Source organism: Pseudomonas sp. Ost2 (assembly GCF_018326065.1).
GTDB classification, from domain to species: domain Bacteria; phylum Pseudomonadota; class Gammaproteobacteria; order Pseudomonadales; family Pseudomonadaceae; genus Aquipseudomonas; species Aquipseudomonas gingeri.
In genome coordinates this window covers 4,659,860-4,676,898 of the sequence record NZ_AP021904.1, presented here as the reverse complement: position 1 = coordinate 4,676,898, position 17,039 = coordinate 4,659,860, and the positions used below count along the sequence as shown (strand labels likewise).

General features: G+C 64.4%; 12 protein-coding genes. 5 read left to right on the top strand and 7 right to left on the bottom strand.

Features of this window, described 5'->3' with window-relative positions; all coding sequences use genetic code 11:
• Positions 1-2 precede the first annotated feature (2 nt).
• From KI243_RS20385 to KI243_RS20370, 4 genes are read left to right on the top strand one after another with little or no spacing between them, the layout of a single operon-like run.
• The gene (locus tag KI243_RS20385; RefSeq protein WP_177088092.1) at positions 3-1,559 is read left to right on the top strand and encodes an ABC transporter substrate-binding protein; all 1,557 of its coding nucleotides are present in this window, start codon (positions 3-5) and stop codon (positions 1,557-1,559) included.
• Positions 1,552-2,610, top strand: coding sequence for an ABC transporter permease (locus tag KI243_RS20380; RefSeq protein ID WP_017128113.1), 1,059 nt, complete (start codon positions 1,552-1,554; stop codon positions 2,608-2,610). The genes KI243_RS20385 and KI243_RS20380 overlap by 8 nt, the downstream gene beginning before the upstream one ends.
• Positions 2,607-3,434, top strand: a complete 828-nt coding sequence (locus tag KI243_RS20375; protein ID WP_042936191.1) for an ABC transporter permease — start codon at positions 2,607-2,609, stop codon at positions 3,432-3,434. The genes KI243_RS20380 and KI243_RS20375 overlap by 4 nt, the downstream gene beginning before the upstream one ends.
• On the top strand, positions 3,431-5,209 hold the full coding sequence (locus tag KI243_RS20370) for an ABC transporter ATP-binding protein (RefSeq protein ID WP_212809829.1): 1,779 nt from the start codon (positions 3,431-3,433) through the stop codon (positions 5,207-5,209). Before KI243_RS20375 ends, KI243_RS20370 begins: the two co-directional genes overlap by 4 nt.
• Before the next feature lie 123 nt (positions 5,210-5,332).
• On the opposite strand, the gene KI243_RS20365 is transcribed toward KI243_RS20370, so the two are convergent.
• The 6 genes from KI243_RS20365 to KI243_RS20340 are packed head-to-tail and all read right to left on the bottom strand — an operon-like array spanning position 5,333 to position 14,142.
• The gene (locus KI243_RS20365) at positions 5,333-6,418 is read right to left on the bottom strand and encodes an LLM class flavin-dependent oxidoreductase (RefSeq protein ID WP_177106279.1); all 1,086 of its coding nucleotides are present in this window, start codon (positions 6,416-6,418) and stop codon (positions 5,333-5,335) included.
• 19 nt (positions 6,419-6,437) lie between these two features.
• Positions 6,438-8,999: a TonB-dependent receptor gene (locus tag KI243_RS20360; protein WP_017128117.1), complete on the bottom strand. Its 2,562-nt coding sequence runs from the start codon at positions 8,997-8,999 to the stop codon at positions 6,438-6,440.
• 45 nt (positions 9,000-9,044) lie between these two features.
• Positions 9,045-10,601, bottom strand: a complete 1,557-nt coding sequence (locus tag KI243_RS20355; protein WP_103033015.1) for an ABC transporter substrate-binding protein — start codon at positions 10,599-10,601, stop codon at positions 9,045-9,047.
• 4 nt (positions 10,602-10,605) lie between these two features.
• A complete protein-coding gene (locus tag KI243_RS20350) occupies positions 10,606-11,811 on the bottom strand; it encodes an LLM class flavin-dependent oxidoreductase (RefSeq protein WP_212809828.1) in 1,206 nt (401 codons plus the stop codon).
• Positions 11,812-11,824: 13 nt separating this feature from the next.
• Positions 11,825-13,051, bottom strand: a complete 1,227-nt coding sequence (locus tag KI243_RS20345; RefSeq protein ID WP_017128120.1) for a lipase family protein — start codon at positions 13,049-13,051, stop codon at positions 11,825-11,827.
• 14 nt (positions 13,052-13,065) lie between these two features.
• Positions 13,066-14,142 (bottom strand): ABC transporter substrate-binding protein, encoded by a 1,077-nt coding sequence (locus KI243_RS20340; RefSeq protein ID WP_017128121.1) that lies wholly within the window; start codon positions 14,140-14,142, stop codon positions 13,066-13,068.
• Positions 14,143-14,444: 302 nt separating this feature from the next.
• Here KI243_RS20340 and KI243_RS20335 point away from each other — a divergent pair, with 302 nt between their 5' ends.
• Positions 14,445-15,518, top strand: a complete 1,074-nt coding sequence (locus KI243_RS20335) for a sigma-54 dependent transcriptional regulator (RefSeq protein WP_017128122.1) — start codon at positions 14,445-14,447, stop codon at positions 15,516-15,518.
• 144 nt (positions 15,519-15,662) lie between these two features.
• Here KI243_RS20335 and KI243_RS20330 read toward each other — a convergent pair whose 3' ends face one another.
• Positions 15,663-17,024 (bottom strand): DUF1329 domain-containing protein, encoded by a 1,362-nt coding sequence (locus KI243_RS20330; protein WP_017128123.1) that lies wholly within the window; start codon positions 17,022-17,024, stop codon positions 15,663-15,665.
• Between the last annotated feature and the right edge of the window lie 15 nt (positions 17,025-17,039).

Here is a 17,039-nt window from a genome sequence, read left to right as displayed (position 1 = left end):
TGATGAGTGACGGATTTTCCCGCCGGGCATTTCTCGGCCACGGCCTGGCCATCGGCGGCGGTCTGCTGCTCGGTGGCTGCGATAGCGGCGCGGCCACCCGGGGCGCTTCGGTGCTGGCCGGCAAGCCCGTCAGTGGCGGGCGCCTGCGCGTCGGCATTATCGATGGCGACCAATCCGGCAACCTCGATGCCCATAAACCGGTAGGCGGCGGGATCATTCGTGGCTGGGCCCTGTACAGCAAGTTCTGGGAATGGAACACCGACGTCAGCACGCGCCTGGCCCTGGCCGAATTCGCCGAGCCGAATGCCGACGCCAGCGCCTGGACCATTCGCCTCAAGCCGGGCCTGGAATTCCATCATGGCAAGAGCATCGGCGCCGATGACATGCTGTTTTCGTTGTTGCGCCTGACCGATCCCAAGCTGGCCTCACCCTTTGCCGGCCTGGTCGGCGCCATCGACCGCAATGCCTTGCGCAAGCTGGACGAGCGCACCATCGAAATCCGTTTCCAGCAGGGCCAGAGCTTTTTTCCGCTGGATGAAACCCTGATCAGCTTTGGTGGCATCGTCCCCACCGACTACGATCCGGTCAGCAATCCGGTGGGCGCCGGCCCCTACAGGCTCAAGCGCTTCGTACCCGGCCAGCGCTCGCTGTACACGCGTTTTGAGAATTACTACAAGCCCGGCCAACCCTATGCCGATGAACTGGAAATCATCGAGTTCAAGGACCAGGTGTCCCGCGTGGCCGCGTTGCGCGCCGGGCAGATCGACGTTGCCAGCGGCGTGCAGGCCGAGCACAGCGCCTTGCTCAAGGCCGATTCGCGCCTGTCGCTGTGTGTGTCGCCGAGCACCTCGTTTACCGGTTTCAACCTGAACCTGGCCAAGCCGCCGTTCGACGACGTGCGGGTGCGCCAGGCGTTTCGCCTGCTGGCGGATCGACAGGAACTGGTGGACCGTGGCCTCAACGGCTTCGGGCGCATCGCCAACGACCTGTATTCGCCCCACGATCCGACCTACAACCACGCGATTGCGCAACGTCCCCATGACCTGGAGCAGGCGCGCTCGCTGCTGCGCCAGGCCGGGCAGACGGATTTGCGGGTGGAACTGACCACCACGCCCGGGCCCGGGGTCAACGCCGCGCTGGTGTTTGCCCAGCAGGCGAAAAAGGCCGGGGTCGAGGTGCGTGTCCGCCAGGTCGATGGCGCCGTATTCAATGGTCCGCAACGCGAGCAATGGCAAGTTTCGCCAGGCTCGACACCGGCACGGGGCTTTCTCGCTTCGGCGCTGCACAACGACGCGCCGCTGGCGATCTACAACCGCAGCAATTTCCATGATCCGCGCTTTGCCAGCTTGTACCGCCAGGCGCTGGCCCAACCCGACCTGGAACTGCGCAAAGGCCTGGTGCATGAGGCCCAGCAGATCCAGCACGAGCGCGGTGGTCTGCTGATCTGGGGATTCAACGATGTGCTCGACGCGGCCTCGGTGAAGGTGGGGGGCCTCGGGCCCGAGCAGACCACTTTCGCGTCCTGGCGTTTTGACGAGTTGTGGTTGAACCATGTCTGAGCCCTCGTGCAACTCCCCACGCACCCCGGCATGGCTGGCGTGGTTTATCGGGCGCCTGGGCTATGGCCTGCTCACGGCCTGGGTCATCAGCCTGGTGGTGTTTATCGCCACCCAGGCGCTGCCCTCGGACCCGGCGCGGGTGATCCTCGGCCCGGATGCGCCGTTGGCAAGCATCCTGACCCTGCAACGCCAACTGGGGCTGGACCAGCCGATCCTGTGGCAATACCTGCGCTGGCTCGGCGCCGCGTTGAGCGGCGACCTTGGCGTGTCGCTGGATTCCGGCGCACCGGTCGGCCACATCCTGTGGGGGCGTTTTGGCTATACCCTGGCTCTGTTGGCCGGGGTGATCGCCGTAGTGGTGCCGGCGGCGCTGGCACTCGGTGTGGCGCTGGCGCTACGCCGGGACAGTCGGCTGGATCGCTGGAGCCTGTCGTTGCTGATCTTTCTCAAGGCCACCCCGGGATTCCTGCTGGCGATTGGCCTGGTGTTGCTGTTTTCCATGCCGCACATGGATTTCTTGCCCGCGGTGTCGATCCTCGATCCCGACCAGGCGCTGCTGCGTCAGCTCAAGTTTCTGATACTGCCGGTATCGGCCCTGAGCCTCGGCGCATTGCCTTACCTCACGCGCATGGTGCGCGCGGCGATGATCGAGGCTCTGGAGTCCGATTATGTGATTGCCGCGCGGCTGCGCGGCATTCCCCATCGACGCATCGTGTGGGGCCACACCTTGCCCAACGCGTTGGTGCCGGCAATCCAGGGCGTGGCGCTGACCTTGCGCACGCTGATCGGCGGCGCGGTACTGGCCGAAGTGATCTTCGGCTACCCCGGTATCGGCACGGCCCTTCACGCGGCGATCCAGATGCGCGACCTGCCGATGATCCAGGCGATCGTGCTGGTGACTACCCTGGCGGTGGTGCTGATCAACCTGCTGGCCGACCTGCTCACCGTGCTGCTCACACCCAAATTGCGTACCGCGCGCCGGGTCACGATGATTCAACGCAACCGGCGGGGTATCACCCCGTGGTGGCGCCGCTCCCGAGGTGATGCATGAGTGCTCGTCGATGGTTGGCTGAACCGCAAACCCGCAAGGGCGGCTGGATTACCGTACTGGTGATTGCCTTTGCCCTGTTGGGGCCGTGGCTGGCGCCCCATGGCTCGACGGACATGGTCGGCCCGGTCTATGGCGCACCCGCGAACGGCGCATGGCTGGGTCATGATTTCCTGGGGCATGACGTGCTGTCACGGCTGCTCAGCGGCGGCTTGTCGGTGCTGTGGATGTCGGTGGCGGCGGCCAGCATCGCCCTGGCCGTGGGCAGCACGCTGGGCTTGCTGGCGGGGTTGTCGCGGCGCCGGCTGGACCAGTTGATCACCTGGTCGGCGGATGTGTCGCTGGCGTTTCCCGACCTGATCCTGGTGCTGCTGATCGTCTCCATGCTGGGGCGCGCGCCGTGGCTGATCGTGTTGACCGTCTCCATCGCGTTCATCCCCGGCGTGATCCGTCTGGCGCGGGCCAGTGCGGTAGCGGTGGCGGGGCAGGAGTTCGTCGAGGCGGCGCAGATGATGGGGTATTCGCGGCGACGCATTCTGTTCAAGGAGATCCTGCCGAACATCCTCACGCCGCTGCTGGTGCACTTCGGCAACATGCTGACCTGGGGTGTCGGAATGCTCTCCGGCCTGAGTTTTCTCGGCTACGGCGTGGCGCCGCCCACGGCGGACTGGGGCCTGATGATCAATGAAAACCAGGCCGGCCTGCTGGTGCAGCCGTGGGCCGTATTGGCGCCGGCGGTACTGATCGGCGTATTTGCCTACGGCACCAATATCCTCGCCGAAGGCATCGGCCGCAGCAGCGCACGGATGGGAGAAAAGCAGCCATGAACGCCATCACTGAAATCGATACCGGAGTGCTGGAGGTCCGTGACCTGCGTGTGGAGTTGGCGGGGCAGGTGGACGTGCTATCCGGTATCTCGTTCAACCTGCGGGCCGGGGAGATCCTTGGCCTGGTCGGAGAGTCGGGCTCGGGCAAGACCACCCTCGCGACGGCGCTGCTGGCCCACGCCCGGCGCGGTGCACGGATTGTCGGCGGTCAGGTGCGGGTGGGGGGCGAGGCGCTGTTGAGCCTCGAAGGTGAAGCCTTGCGCCGCGCCCGTGGCAGCCTGATCGGCTATGTCGCCCAGGATCCGGCCACGGCGTTGAACCCTGCGCTGCGCATCGGCAGCCTGTTGCGTGAGACCCTGGCGGTGCACTCGTTGCGAGGCGGGTATGCGGCGCAACGGCAGCGAATCGATGAAACCTTGCGCGATGTCGGTTTGCCCCATGACCGCGAGTTCCTGCGACGCTTTCCCCATCAGCTGTCCGGCGGGCAGCAGCAGCGGGTGATGCTGGCGCTGGCTTTTGTGCTGCGTCCGCGCCTGATCGTGCTGGACGAGCCGACCACCGCCCTCGACGTGAGCACCCAGGCGCATATCCTCGCCACCCTGCGTCGCCTGTGCAAAAGCCAGGGGGTGGCGGCGGTGTACGTGTCCCATGACCTGGCGGTGATCAAGGACCTGGTGGACCGGGTGATGGTGATGTATGCCGGGCGTATCGTTGAAACCGCGACACGGGATGTCCTGTTCAACCGACCCTCCCATCCCTATACCCGCGGGCTGCTGGCGGCGATTCCGGACGTCGCGGGGCGACGGGAACTGAAGGCGATTGCCGGGCATGCGCCAGCGCCGGGGCAGCGACCGCGGGGGTGTGGTTTCGGGCCGCGTTGTGAGCGGTTCGCCTCGGGTTGCTCAGCTGTCGAACCGCCATTGCATGCAATCGCCACAGGCCATGAAGTGGCGTGTTTCGCGCCCCACGACCAGCCACTACAGGCCATTGCCCTGACGCCGATTGCGCCCCTGGTCACGCAGACCGAGCCACCCCTGCTGTCCATCGATGGCTTGAACGTCGCCTACGACCGACAGGTGTTGTTCGACATCGCGTTGCAGGTACGCCCGGGCGAGTGCCTGGCGCTGGTGGGCGAGTCCGGGTCGGGCAAGACCAGCCTGGCACGCGCCGTCGCCGGTCTTGGGGAAAATGCCGAAGGCGAGTTGAGCTACGCCGGACGCCCTTTGCCGCTGCGGGCCCGCCAGCGTGATGCGAGTGCGCGCCACCAGATCCAGTACATCTTCCAGAACCCGTATCGTGCGTTGAACCCACGGCAAACGGTGTACCAGACGCTGAGTGCACCGCTGGAGCACTTCTTCGCGGTGAAAGGCGCGGCAGCGCGGGAGCGGGTCGAGGCCGTGCTCGAGCGTGTGGCGCTGCCGGCGTCGCTGGCCGATCTGTATCCCCACAGCCTGTCGGGTGGCGAACGCCAGCGCGTGGCCATCGCCCGTGCGCTGTTGTGCGAGCCGGGCTTGTTGATCTGCGATGAAATCACCTCGGCCCTGGATGTCTCGGTGCAGGCATCGATCCTGGATCTGTTGCGCCAGTTGCAACGCGAAGGGTTGACGTTGCTGTTCGTCACCCACGACCTGGGCGTGGTCCGGGCAATTGCCGACCGCGTGCTGGTGCTGAAGGCGGGCAGGGTGGTGGAGCAGGGGGCGGTGGACAGGGTGCTCGATCAGCCTCAGGCCGCGTACACGCGCACGCTGTTGGAGCATTCGCCATCGTTGGCGTGAGTCGCAGCGTTGTGCGGTGAGCGCCGGCAAGCCGGCTCCTGCAGAGGTAGCATCATGCAAATGAGTTGCGGTTCACGCATGCCACTGTAGGAGTCGGCTTGCCGGCGATGGCGTCAGATGATGCTAGGCAACTCGCGCCTGGCGCCGCCGCGCCTCCTCCCGCACCGCCGGAATGATCCAGCGTCCGTAATCCACGGTGTCATACAGTGGGTCATACCCCCGGTTCAAGAACGTCGTGACGCCCAGGTCCACATAATCCAGCAGCGCCTGGGCCACGGTTTCCGGGGTGCCGACCAGGGCCGTGGTGTCGCCGTAAGCGCCCACGGCGGTGGCGGTGGGCATCCACAGCGCACGGTCATGGCGATCGCCCAGGGCCGCGGCAGCCAGCAGGCGTTCCGAACCGGTGCCCTTGATCCGCTTCTGCCACGGACTGCCCGCCGCAAACTGCGGGTTGGCCTTGATCTGTTGCAGGATCTGCTCGGCGCGCTGCCAGGCCAGCTCCTCGGTGGCTCCGAGAATCAAGCGCACCGACAGGCTCACCCGTGGCGCTTGCACACCCGCCGCGGCGGCAGCCGCCTTGAGCTTGGCAATCTGCTCGGCCACGCCACTCAACGGCTCGCCCCACAATGCATACAGATCCGCATGCCTGACCGCGATCTGATAGGCGATATCCGAGGAACCGCCAAACGAGATCGGGATATGCGGCTGCTGCAACGGCTTGACCGGCGAAAACGCGCCCTTGATGTGGAAGTACTTGCCCTCGAAATCGAACGGTTCTTCGGCCGTCCAGGTGCGTCGCACGATTTCCAGGTATTCATCGGTGCGCCGGTAGCGCTCGGTCTTGTCCAGCAGGAAGTCGCCTTCCTGGGGCTCGGCGGTGATGCCGGTAATCGCGTGCAGGCGGATGCGTCCGCCACCGGTAGTGTGATCCAGCGTGGCGAAAGAGCGCGCAGCCACCGTCGGTGGAGTAAGGCCCGGGCGATGGGCGATCATGAAGCCCAACCGCTCGGTGTGGGCTGCCGCATAGGCGGCGATCTGCAGGCTGTCGGCGCTGCCGGGGCCACTGGCGATCAGCACGCGGTCGAAGCCGGCGTGCTCGTGGGCGCGGGCGTGGTGGCGGATAAAGTCGAGGTCGAAATCCGGGCTGCGAACGCCACGGGTTTCCGACCACTGGCGAGGGAAAATCATGCCGACAAATTCAATGGACATGGAGCGCTCCTGCTGCGGATCAGAATTGATAATCGACCTGGGCCAGCAAGGTGCGGCCAGGCATGGGTTGCAAAAAGGTGTTGGTGGAGCCGGCCAGGCCGCTGACGAAGTTCAGCTCGTTGGTCAGGTTCAGGACCCGCAGCGTGGTGCTCCACTGCGGCTGGCGGTAGTACAGGGCGAGGTCGAGGTTGTATTCATTGGGGATCTTTACCGTCTTGCTCAGGTTCAGGTACCAGTTGCTGGTCCACCAGCCTGAAAGCTCGGCGCCAAAGCCGGAATCGAAGCGGTAGTCGACATAGCCGCTGGCGGTGTACTCGGGAATCTGCACCGCGTCGTAGCGCCCGGACGGGCGCTGGTTGAGGCTGTTGTTATCGCCAAATACCGTGCCGTTGTCGGGGATGAATCCCGCCGAGGCAAACCCGGCCTGGGAAGTGAATTCGTTGTAGGCACTGAGCTTGGACAGGTTGAGGCCGCTGCGCAGGTGGTCATCGGGTTGATAACGCACGGTGGCTTCCACGCCCTTGATCAGCAGGCGCGCAATGTTGTTATTGCTGTCGGGTGCCTGGTCGCGGGCCTGCTTGAATGCCGCCAGGGTCATGAACAGCTGGTTGGGCACGGCCTCGACCTTGACCCCCACTTCATGCAGCACGCTGAGGCTCTGGAATGCCAGCGGGTTGAGCTGGTTGGCGCCACTGCCGCTGCCCCAGCCCAGGCCGTTGGAAAAGAACCCGGTATTGACCGCCAGCGAGCGGTCGAAGGTGTAATACAGGGTGGTGTTTTCGCTGGGTTTCACATAGGGGCTGACCTGGAAGGCGAACAGCCGGTAGTTGTCACTGTCCTTGCGCCGATTGCCGCCGGCGAGCACGAACGGATTGTCGATCTCGGCCTCGATCCAGCTGCGGCTGGCGCCGATGTTCAGGCCGAAATAGTCGCCGTACTTGAGGTTGTGCTGGCTGAACAGGGTCTTGGTGGTCCAGGTGCTTTCAGCGGTGTAGGGCGCCACCGACTCGGCATACAGGCCATGCCCGGCGGCATACATCGGCGGCAGGTTGAGCCAGCCGTAGTAATTGGAGTATTGCGGCACGCCCGGTTGGCCGATCCACGCCCCATTGCCGCCGGCGGGGTTGGACCCGTCCAGGCCCAGCAGGTCGCCGGGGTTCTTGCCCGAGGGATTCTGGGTCAGGTCATAGGCATTGATGGTCGAGCCGAAACTGTTGTTGGCGGCAATCGACTGATTGAACTCGCGGCGGTAGATCAGGCCGGTGTTGCTGTCGTCCCGCAGGGTCCAGCCTCCCAGTTGGGCCTGGTTGCGTGAGTGGAACTCGAAACGGTTGTCGAAGATGTTGTCTTTCGATTGCACCTGGAACGCGCCCACGGCATCGGTGATGTCCCTGGAGCGCTGGTAGAACGTGCTGTTGGCCAGGGTGATGGTCGGCGACAGGTCGACTTCGACGTGCAATTGCGTGGTAAAGCGCCGCGAACTGCTTTCATCTTCCTTGCGCTGTCCGGTCTGCGACGACAGCGACTGTTCGCCGTTGCCCGCCAGCGTCGGGTCATACACCCAGCCGCGCAGGCTGCCGGGGCTGGCCTGGGTGTTGGGCGAGGCGGTCTGGAAGCTGCCGTCGACCACCGCGTACTGGCCCTGGGCATTGCGCTGGCGTTGCACCCAGCCGAGGGTCGGCGCATCGGCGGCGCCCGAGGCCAGCACTGGCGACCACAGGGTATTGCCGTTCTGGATGATCGGCGTGGCCCGTCCGGCGTAGTACTTGCCGTGGTCCACCAGGTCCTGGGTGGCGCGGTTCCAGCCGTGGGTGATGTTGTAGTCGTAGTAGTCGTCGTAGCTGGCGTTCCAGTCGACCCGCACATTGTCGTTGCGCCAGGCCAGGGCGCCGTAGAACGCGTCGAAATTGTTGTCGACGTTGTCGTAGAAGTCCTGCTGGCGCTGCTTGGTGATGCTCAGCCGGTAGGCCAGGTTGTCACTCAGCGGGCCCGTGTTGTCGATGCTGAACTTGTTGGAACTGCGCGAGGTGCCGTCCGGGACCCACGAGCCCAGTTCGCCACTGAGCCTGGTCTTGAACTCGTTGAAATTGGGCTTTTTGCTCAGGTAGTTGACGTAGCCGCCGCTGCCGGACACTGAGCCGTAGGTCACCGAGGACGGGCCGGCAACGATATCGGCACCCTCGTAGGCGTTGAAGTTCGCCGGGTGGCGCACGCCATAGGCGCGTTGGCCATCCTGGAATATCTCGGAGCCCTGGGCGCGAAACTGTGGCGCGATGCCGGCGTTCTGGCCGCCACCGCGGGTGATGCCCGGGGCGTACTTGACCAGATCGTCGGCGCTGTGGATCGAACCGTTGGCCAGTTGTTCGGCGTTGACCTGCACCACCGACCGCGGAGTGTCGAGCACCTTGACCTCGGTACCGCCGTACACCGAAGTCGGCGGGCGCGTGGGCAGGGCGTCGTCATCCGACTCGCCGCTGCTTGCCTGCACCGTCACGGTTTGCAGTTGGGTATCGGCGGCAAAGGCCTGCAACGGCAGGCTGGTGACCAGCAGCAGGGGTAAACGCAAGGCGATAGCGCGCATGGCAGAAGCGACTCCTGTCAGGAAAGTGAGGATAAAACGGTGGAATCAGGCCGGGTCTTTGAGCCAGAGCTTCTCGAAGCGCCAGGTGCTGAACAGCGATTCTTCGGCCTGGGCTCCACCCACGCGGGTGGAAACGCCGTCGAGCAGGTTGGCGTAGCCCCAGATCAGCATGCCGCCGCGTTCGTACTGGATCTGCTGGACCTGGTGCACCAGGGCCTTGCGTTTTTCCAGGTCGGGCTGGGCCATGGCGGCGAGAAACAGTTCGCTGAATTGCGGGTCGTTGAAATGGGTCTTGTTCGAGACCGCGAACGGTGCGTCGGTGTGAATGGCGCTGGCCAGGAACGGTGCGCCAATGCTGCCGCCGGTGCTCAGGGGCCAGTCGTTTTTCAGCGGGCCCTGGAACGTGGCCAGGTCCACCTGCCTGACCTTGAGGGTCACGCCAATGCGCCTGGCCTGTTCCGCCAACACCAGCGCTGAACTCAAGCCCGGGCCCGGGGTGGTGATCAGCTCCACCTCGAGATTCTCCTGGCCGGCGTCCTTGAGCAGTTGCGCGGCACGCGCCGGGTCATGGGGACGCGGGCCGAGATCGTGGTTGAAGGTCGGGTCGCCGGGGGCATACAAGTCATTGGCCACGCGGCCCTGGCCGTTGAGGGCGCGGCGCACCAGCTCGTCGCGGTCGGCCATCAGGCGGAACGCCTCGCGCACCCGTGGGTCATTGAACGGTGGCTTGTCCAGGTTCATGTCGAACGACAGCCAGTTACCGGTGACCGATGTGATCACCTGGAGCCGTGGGTCCTTCTGCAGGATCGGCAACTGCTCGGTGGGCAGCACATTGGCCATGTCGATCTGTCCGGAGCGCAATGCGGCGAGGCGCGAGACCTGGTCTTTGAAGTCGATGATTTCCAGCTCATCGGCGTAGGGCTTGCCCTCCTTGTAGTAGTTCTCGAAGCGGGTGAACAGCGAGCGCTGGCCCGGGGTGAAACTCTTCAACTTGTAGGGACCGGCACCCACCGGGTTGCTGACCGGATGGTAGTCCACCGGTACGATGCCGCCGAAATTGACCCAGGTTTCCGCCAGCGGCATATAGCTGCGGCCGTCGCGGAAGCTCAGGCGCACGGTACGGTTGTCGAGCTTGACCAGGTTGTCGCGATCCACCCAGTGCAACAGGGCCGCGTAGGGCGAGGCCAGTTGCGGATCGGTGAGGCGGCGGATCGAGAAGATCAGGTCATCGGCGTCGATGGTCTTGCCGTTGTGGAACTCCAGGCCCGGGCGCAGGCGCAGGGTCCAGGCACTCGCGTCGGCATTCGGCTCGGCCAGCTCGGCCAGGGCCAGGCGCGGCTGCATCTGCTCGTCCCATTCCCACAACTTGCTGTACAACGCAAAGCCGCGAACGATGCCGCTGCCCACCGGTTTATGCGCATCCAGGTTGCCGCTCTGGTTGCCATCGAGGATGCCCAGGCGCAGGCGGCCGCCATAACGCGGTTGGTCGCTGGTGGCAGTTCCCGCCGGGGTATCGTTCGGGCCGCAACCGGCTAGCAACAGGCCGCCACCGACGGTCACGCTGTAGCCGAGAAAGTCCCGGCGGCTCAGCAGTATAGTCATGGCATCAGGCTCCGCCGTTGGCCGAGTGCAGCTCCCGCACGGGCTCGTGGGGGCGGCTCAGGTCGGCCCGTTCGCTGCGAAAGTGCGGCAGGATGTGCTCGCCCAGGCGATAGGCTTCTTCCAGGTGCGGGTAGCCGGCGAGGAAAAACAGGTCGATGCCGATGCTGTTGTACTCGCGAATCCGCGCCACCACGTTTTCGTAGCTGCCCACCAGCGCGCAGCCCGGCGGGATGCCGATATAGCCGAAACCGGTCCATACATTCGGGTGGATAAAGAAGTCGTCGAAGCCCTGGTCTTCGCTCTTCTGCGCAAACCCATGCTCGTAGCTCAGCTTGCGCGCGGTGCGCAGCCCGGCGTGGGCCGCCACGGCCTTGACCGCGCCACGGGCGATGCCTTCATCGAAGAAACGCTTGGCTTCGGTGCGCGCCAGCTCTTCGGTCTCGCGGGTGATCACGTCAATCGACAGGCCGAAGCGAATATCGGTACGCCCCCATTTCAGCGCGCGTTGGCGCAGGTCGGCGATCAGCGCGGCGATCTCGTCGGGGTGTTCGGCACGCATCAGGTAGAAGTCGGCGTGCTTGGCGGCAAACTCCCGCGCGGCAATCGACGAACCCGCGGTGCAGATCAACGGCAACCGGGCCTTTTTCAATGGCCCGCGCAGGCCACCACCGTCGGCCTGGTAGAATTTGCCTGCGTAATGGAAGGTCTCGTTGTACCAATAGCCCTTGACCACGTCCATGAACTCGGTGGCGCGCTCGTAGCGTTCATCGTGGTCGCTGTAGTCGCCGACCTGGCGTTGAATCGCATCCGAGCCGCCGTTGATGATGTTCCACACCAGGCGGTTGCCGGTGGCGCGCTGGTAGGTGGCCGCCTGCTGCACCGCCACCCAGGGGGTGTAGTGGTAGGGCTGGAACGCCGTGACGAACTGCAGGGTGCGGGTCTCGCGGGCCAGCAGCGAGCAGACGGTCCAGGGCTCTTCGCCGGTGGGCGCGTTGACCATCAGCGCGCCGCCGAAGTGGTTGATCTCGGCCGCCTTGGCGATCTGGCCCAGGTAGTCGATGTAGGTGAAGTGGTCGCCCACGCTGAACCCGGAAACCGCGCCGGTGCTGTTGGCGCCGCCGCGATGCCAGTCGCCACGATTGCGGGGATCGCCCGGCAGGAACTGGGTTTCGCCATGCAATGGCAGACGGGTGAAGAATTCGATGCTCATGCAAGCCTCCTGCTTATTGCGCGGTCGGGGCGCAGATCGGGGTGATCGGTTGGTCGTTGATGACTTTGTGGGCAAACGGGATCGAGTCCTTGAGCGAAGCGTTGACCGTGGCGCTGTGGCCAAGGCCCTTGTACAGGTGGCCTTCGACGATGGAACCGGCGTTGCAGGCGTCCTGCATCAGCTTGACCTGGGTCGCGGCGGCGGGGGTGGTGTCTTCGGCGCCGGTGCCGATGAAGATCGGCCTGGAGGTTTTCAAGGTCGGGTATGACACTTGCGCGAGCCACGGCGCCAGTTGCTTGCCCTTGTAGTCTTTCTTGGTGTTGGCGATGCTCAGGCCGAGGCCTTCCACGTCGCCTTCCAGGGCGAACAGGCAACTGGTACGGGCCTGCTCGAATATCGGCAGGGCCTTGTCGGTGTAGAAGTCGGCGGGGTTGATGCTCGGATCATATTGCTGGGCGGCGAGCAGGGTGTAGAAACCGTAGGCCAGGGTCGGGTCGACTTTGTTGCGCACCTCCTCGCTGGGGTTCTTCGCGTAGTCGAGGGTGTAGATCACCCCGGTACCGATACTGCCCCTGACGCCCAGGTCGGGGGCGTAGGTCGCGGCATAGGCCGCGGCGGCAAAGGCGCCGGCTCCCCCCTGGGACTGGCCGACGATCAAGACCTTGTCGGCCAGTCCGGGTACCCCGGCGACCACCGCCCTGGCGGCGTCGAGAATGCCGTAGGCTGCCATGCGGCTGTTGAGCAAAGGGTGGCCGCCGGGCACGCCCAACCCTTGATAGTCGGTGGCGACCACGGCAAAACCTTCCGCCAGCCAACGATTGAGGTAGGCCACGTCGCGGTACGAGCGACCTTGCCAGGACGGCGCGCACACGTCCGCCACGCCGACGGTGCCGTGGCCCCAGCTCACTACGGGCCAGCCGCCGGCAGGTGGCGTGCCCCTGGGCAGGAACAGCGCACCGGACACCGCAATCGGCGTCTTGTCATCGATACCATCGGTGGAGGTGTAGAGAATCCGTTGGGCGCTGGCGGCGTTCGCCAGGCTCAGGGTCTTGTCCAGCGGCTCGCTGCGCAGCAGTTTGCCGGGGGCGGCCGGAATCGCCTTTTCCCAGGTGTAGAACGCCGAGACGCGGCCGTCGCCTTGCAGCGGATCGGGCTTGGGCGCGTAGGCGTCGGCGGCGAAGGCGCTCATGGACAGGGCCAGGACACTGAGGCCGAAGACGAAGGAGTGCGGCAGTTTCATTGGCAATTTCCCTATCAAGGATTGGTGCTGACCTGGCCGCGCAGGGCCGGCCAGTAGTCGGTGAGTTTCAGGTCGATCAGGGCCTGGTTGGTAAAGCCGGTGGCCAGCGAGGGGCCGATGTCATAGGTGTCGCGAATCAGATGGTTGGCCAGGGCGTAGGCGGTGAGGGCCTGGTAGTGGGCCTTGAGTTGCGCATCGCTTTTGGGGGCCCAGCGGTCTTTCCAGGCCACCGGGTCGTTCTGGTCATCGCGGCGCAGCACGCTTTCGGCAGTGCCGGCGCGGGAGGAGAGCTGGTAGTAGGCGTCCTGGTTCTGCGGTTGCGAAATCCACCACGCGGCCTTGACCCAGGCGGTGGCGAGCAACTGGGTGATGTCCGGGTGTTGCCGCACAAAGGCTTCGGTGCCCCACAGGTCGGACACCAGGCGCCAGTCGTTGCTGCCTTGCTTGGTGGACCAGATGATCTTGCCCACGCCCTTGTCTTCCAGGGCATAGGCTTCGCTGAGCAGCACGGCCGCATCGACCTTGCCGGCCGACACGGCTGCCGCGCCGACCTGCGGGTTGAGGTTGGCGATCTTGAAGTCGTCGAGTTTCAGGCCCTTGCTCGCGAGGAAATTGCTGAACGCGAACTCCCATGGACGGCCCCGATGCAGGGCCAGGCGCTTGCCCTTGAGGTCTTCGATGCGCGTGGCACCGGAGCCTTCGGGCACCACCAGGTAGATGTTGTTGCCGCTGCCGCCGGGCACGATCAGCTTGCCCGGTACGCCGCCGGCCCCGGCGATCACCGAAGGCAGGTCGCCCCGTACGGCAAAGTCCAGGCTGTTGTTGCTGAACCCTTCGTTGATCTGCGGGCCGGCGCCAGCGTGGGGCAGGGCGATCCATTCCAGTTTGACTCCGCGCTCACGCAGTTGCGCTTCCAGCCAACCGTCTTCGATCACCCGTCCGGCAATGCCACCGAACACCGGTTTGCCGCCCTGGGTGTAGGCGACGATGGCGATCTTCACCGAGGCCGGGGCGGCCGGTTCGGCGAGTGCGGCGGTGCTGGCCAGGACGCCGAACAGGGCGGCAATGCTGTTGCGCCAGAAGTTTTTCATGGGAGGTTCCCTGCCTGTGGTGAGGTATGGGAAGGCAGAGAGCAGATTGCATGCCAGTAGCCGAGAAAACCGCTCTGGCCTTTGTATTTCCTGGGCTGTAGCAGATCGGCCGGGGCTGTCTCGCAAGGCCTGCTGCTGATGTGCAGACACGCGAGTGCTGGCCGATTGCTGCTCCAGCAGCAGCGAGCACGGAGGGTGTTGGTATATTCTTTAGTGGAATATATAAATATTAATTAATAATTAAATGGTCTAGAAAACTTCATGCACTATTGAGCACGCGCTTTTACTGCCAGGAATGCATCATGTCGCTGATCACCCATCCCAACGCCCGTGAATTGACCAAGTCGGTGCGTGCCACCGTGCTGGTCTTCAAGGACCCGCGCTCCCAGGAATTGCTCGCGCGTATCGAGCGTCTGGCCCCCAGTGAAGCCAACACCTTGATCATTGGCGAGACGGGCACGGGCAAGGAACTGGTGGCGCGGCACATCCACCATCTGAGCCGTCGCGGTCGCGAGCCTTTCGTGGCGGTGAACTGCGGTGCGTTTGCCGAAACCCTGGTGGAAAGCGAATTGTTCGGCCATGAAAAAGGTGCGTTCACCGGCGCCACCACGCACAAGGCCGGGTGGTTCGAGGCGGCTAACGGCGGCACGCTGTTCCTGGACGAAATCGGCGATCTGCCGCTGAACATGCAGGTGAAGTTGCTGCGGGTGCTGCAGGAGCGTGAAGTGGTGCGCCTGGGGTCGCGCACGCCGATTCCGATCAACGTACGGCTGGTGGCGGCCACCAACGTCAACCTGGCCGACGCGGTGGTGGCCGGGCATTTCCGGGAGGATCTGTTCTACCGCCTGCACGTCGCGACCATCCGCCTGCCGCCACTGCGCGAACGTCCGGGCGATATCCTGCCGCTGGCCGAATTCTTCCTGGAAGAACACTGCCAGCGCCTGGGCTACAACCGCGCCAGCCTGAGTATCGAAGCCGAGCGCAAAATGCTCGAGCACAGCTGGCCGGGGAATATCCGCGAGCTGGAAAACGCCATTCACCACGCCTTGCTGGTATGCCGCAATCAGCTGGTGCAACCGGCGGACCTGCACCTGGTGGACATGCGCTCCTCGGGTATTCGCCAGGATGAAGCCCATCAGGCGCCACCCGCCCTCAGCGGCCCGGTGGACCTGGAAAGCGCGCTGAATGCATTGTTCGAACAGAACATTCCCGACTTGTATGAGCACATCGAAGAAACCATCTTCCGGGCGGCCTATCGCTACTGCCACGGCAACCAGCTACAGACCGGGCGTCTGCTCAATATCAGCCGTAATATCGTGCGTGCCCGGCTGGAAAAGATCGGTGAGCTCAACAAGTCCTTGCTGGTGCCGGATTGAAAGATCCGGGATACCAGAAAGCCCGAAGGGCAGTGGCCAGAACAGAAGCTGTTCGATCAGCCGGGGCTCTGTCCTGATTGAAAAGGCCGCCAGTCGTGCTGGCGGCCGACGCTCGGATTCAATCTCGAATGCAGCGACGCCGCCTCAGCGAATACCGTCGTTGCGCAACGCTATCGGCGTGTATTCGGCCGCTACGCTCTTGAAGCCGATTTCCATGCCGTCCTTCTCTTCGTTACGCATCCCGGAGACTAGGTAGCGGCCGTTGATCAGGTCATACAAGGCCTCGACGCCCATCCACGGAATCTTCTTGTCGTACAGCGGGGTCATGAAGCCTTCCGCCGTGCGCCACAAGGTGTTGCGGGCATCGTAGTGGTCGGCCAGGGCGATCTGCCAGGTGTCCTCGTCGACGTACAGCACGCGCTTGGCGTAGATATGCCGCTGGTCAGGCTTGAGGCTGGCTTCCACCACCCACACCCGGTGCAGTTCATAGCGGGTAATATCGGAGTTGATGTGGCCCGGCTTGATCACGTCGGTGTATTTCAGTGCGGGTGATTCCAGCTGGAAGCTGTTGTAGGGGATGTAGATTTCCTTTTTGCCGAGCAGCTTCCAGTCATAGCGATCCGGCGCGCCGTTGAACATGTCCAGGTTGTCTGCCACCCGTTGTCCGTCCGAAGCAGGGTACGGACCATCGTAGGCAATCTGTGGTGCCCGGCGCACGCGGCGCTGACCTGCACTGTAGATCCAGGCCATGCGGGGTTCCTTGACCTGGTCGAGGGTTTCGTGGACCAGCACCACGTCTCCGGCCAGGCGGGCGGGGGCCGTCACCAATTGCTTGTAGTAGAACAGCACATTGCCCGGATTCTGCGGATCGAAGTCTTTCAACTGGTCGCGATAGGTGAATTGCTGCTTGAAATACACCGGGTTGAAGGTGCCGTCGGCCAGCGGCGTTGCCTGGACGTGGGTACGCCGGACACTGCCGCCGCGGTAGCGGGTGATGTGGTTCCAGATCACCTCGAGCCCGTTCTGGGGAATGGGAAAGGGCGTGGCGATTTCAAAGTCCGACAGGCCGTTGCCACCGGAGACCAGCATCGATTTCAGTGCGTTCCTGGCGATGGCCTGGTTCACGCTATCGGGCAGGGCGGCGCTGCGATGGCTGGGGAAAACCCGCATATGGAAGCTGTCCGGGTAGCGCTTGAACAAGGCCTGTTGGCCCGGCGTCAGCTTGTCCTGGTACTGGGCGACATTCTGCGGGGTGATGGTGAACAGCGGTTTCTCGCCAGCGAATGGGTCGCTGAGGTTGCCTGTGGGGCTCGCACTGCCGGCATTCTCGGGCAGGCCGCCGGTCCAGGGCGGAATGCTGCCATCGGCGTTGCCGGCTTTTTCCGCGCCGACCGGTGTCAGGCTGTTGCCCAGCTTCGCCGCCTCACTCGCCGGCACTGCCGCCTGGGTCAGGGTAGTGGCTGCCAGCAGGGTGCAGGTGGTGGCAAACAGGATCAGGTTTTTCATGGTTTTTGCTTCCAC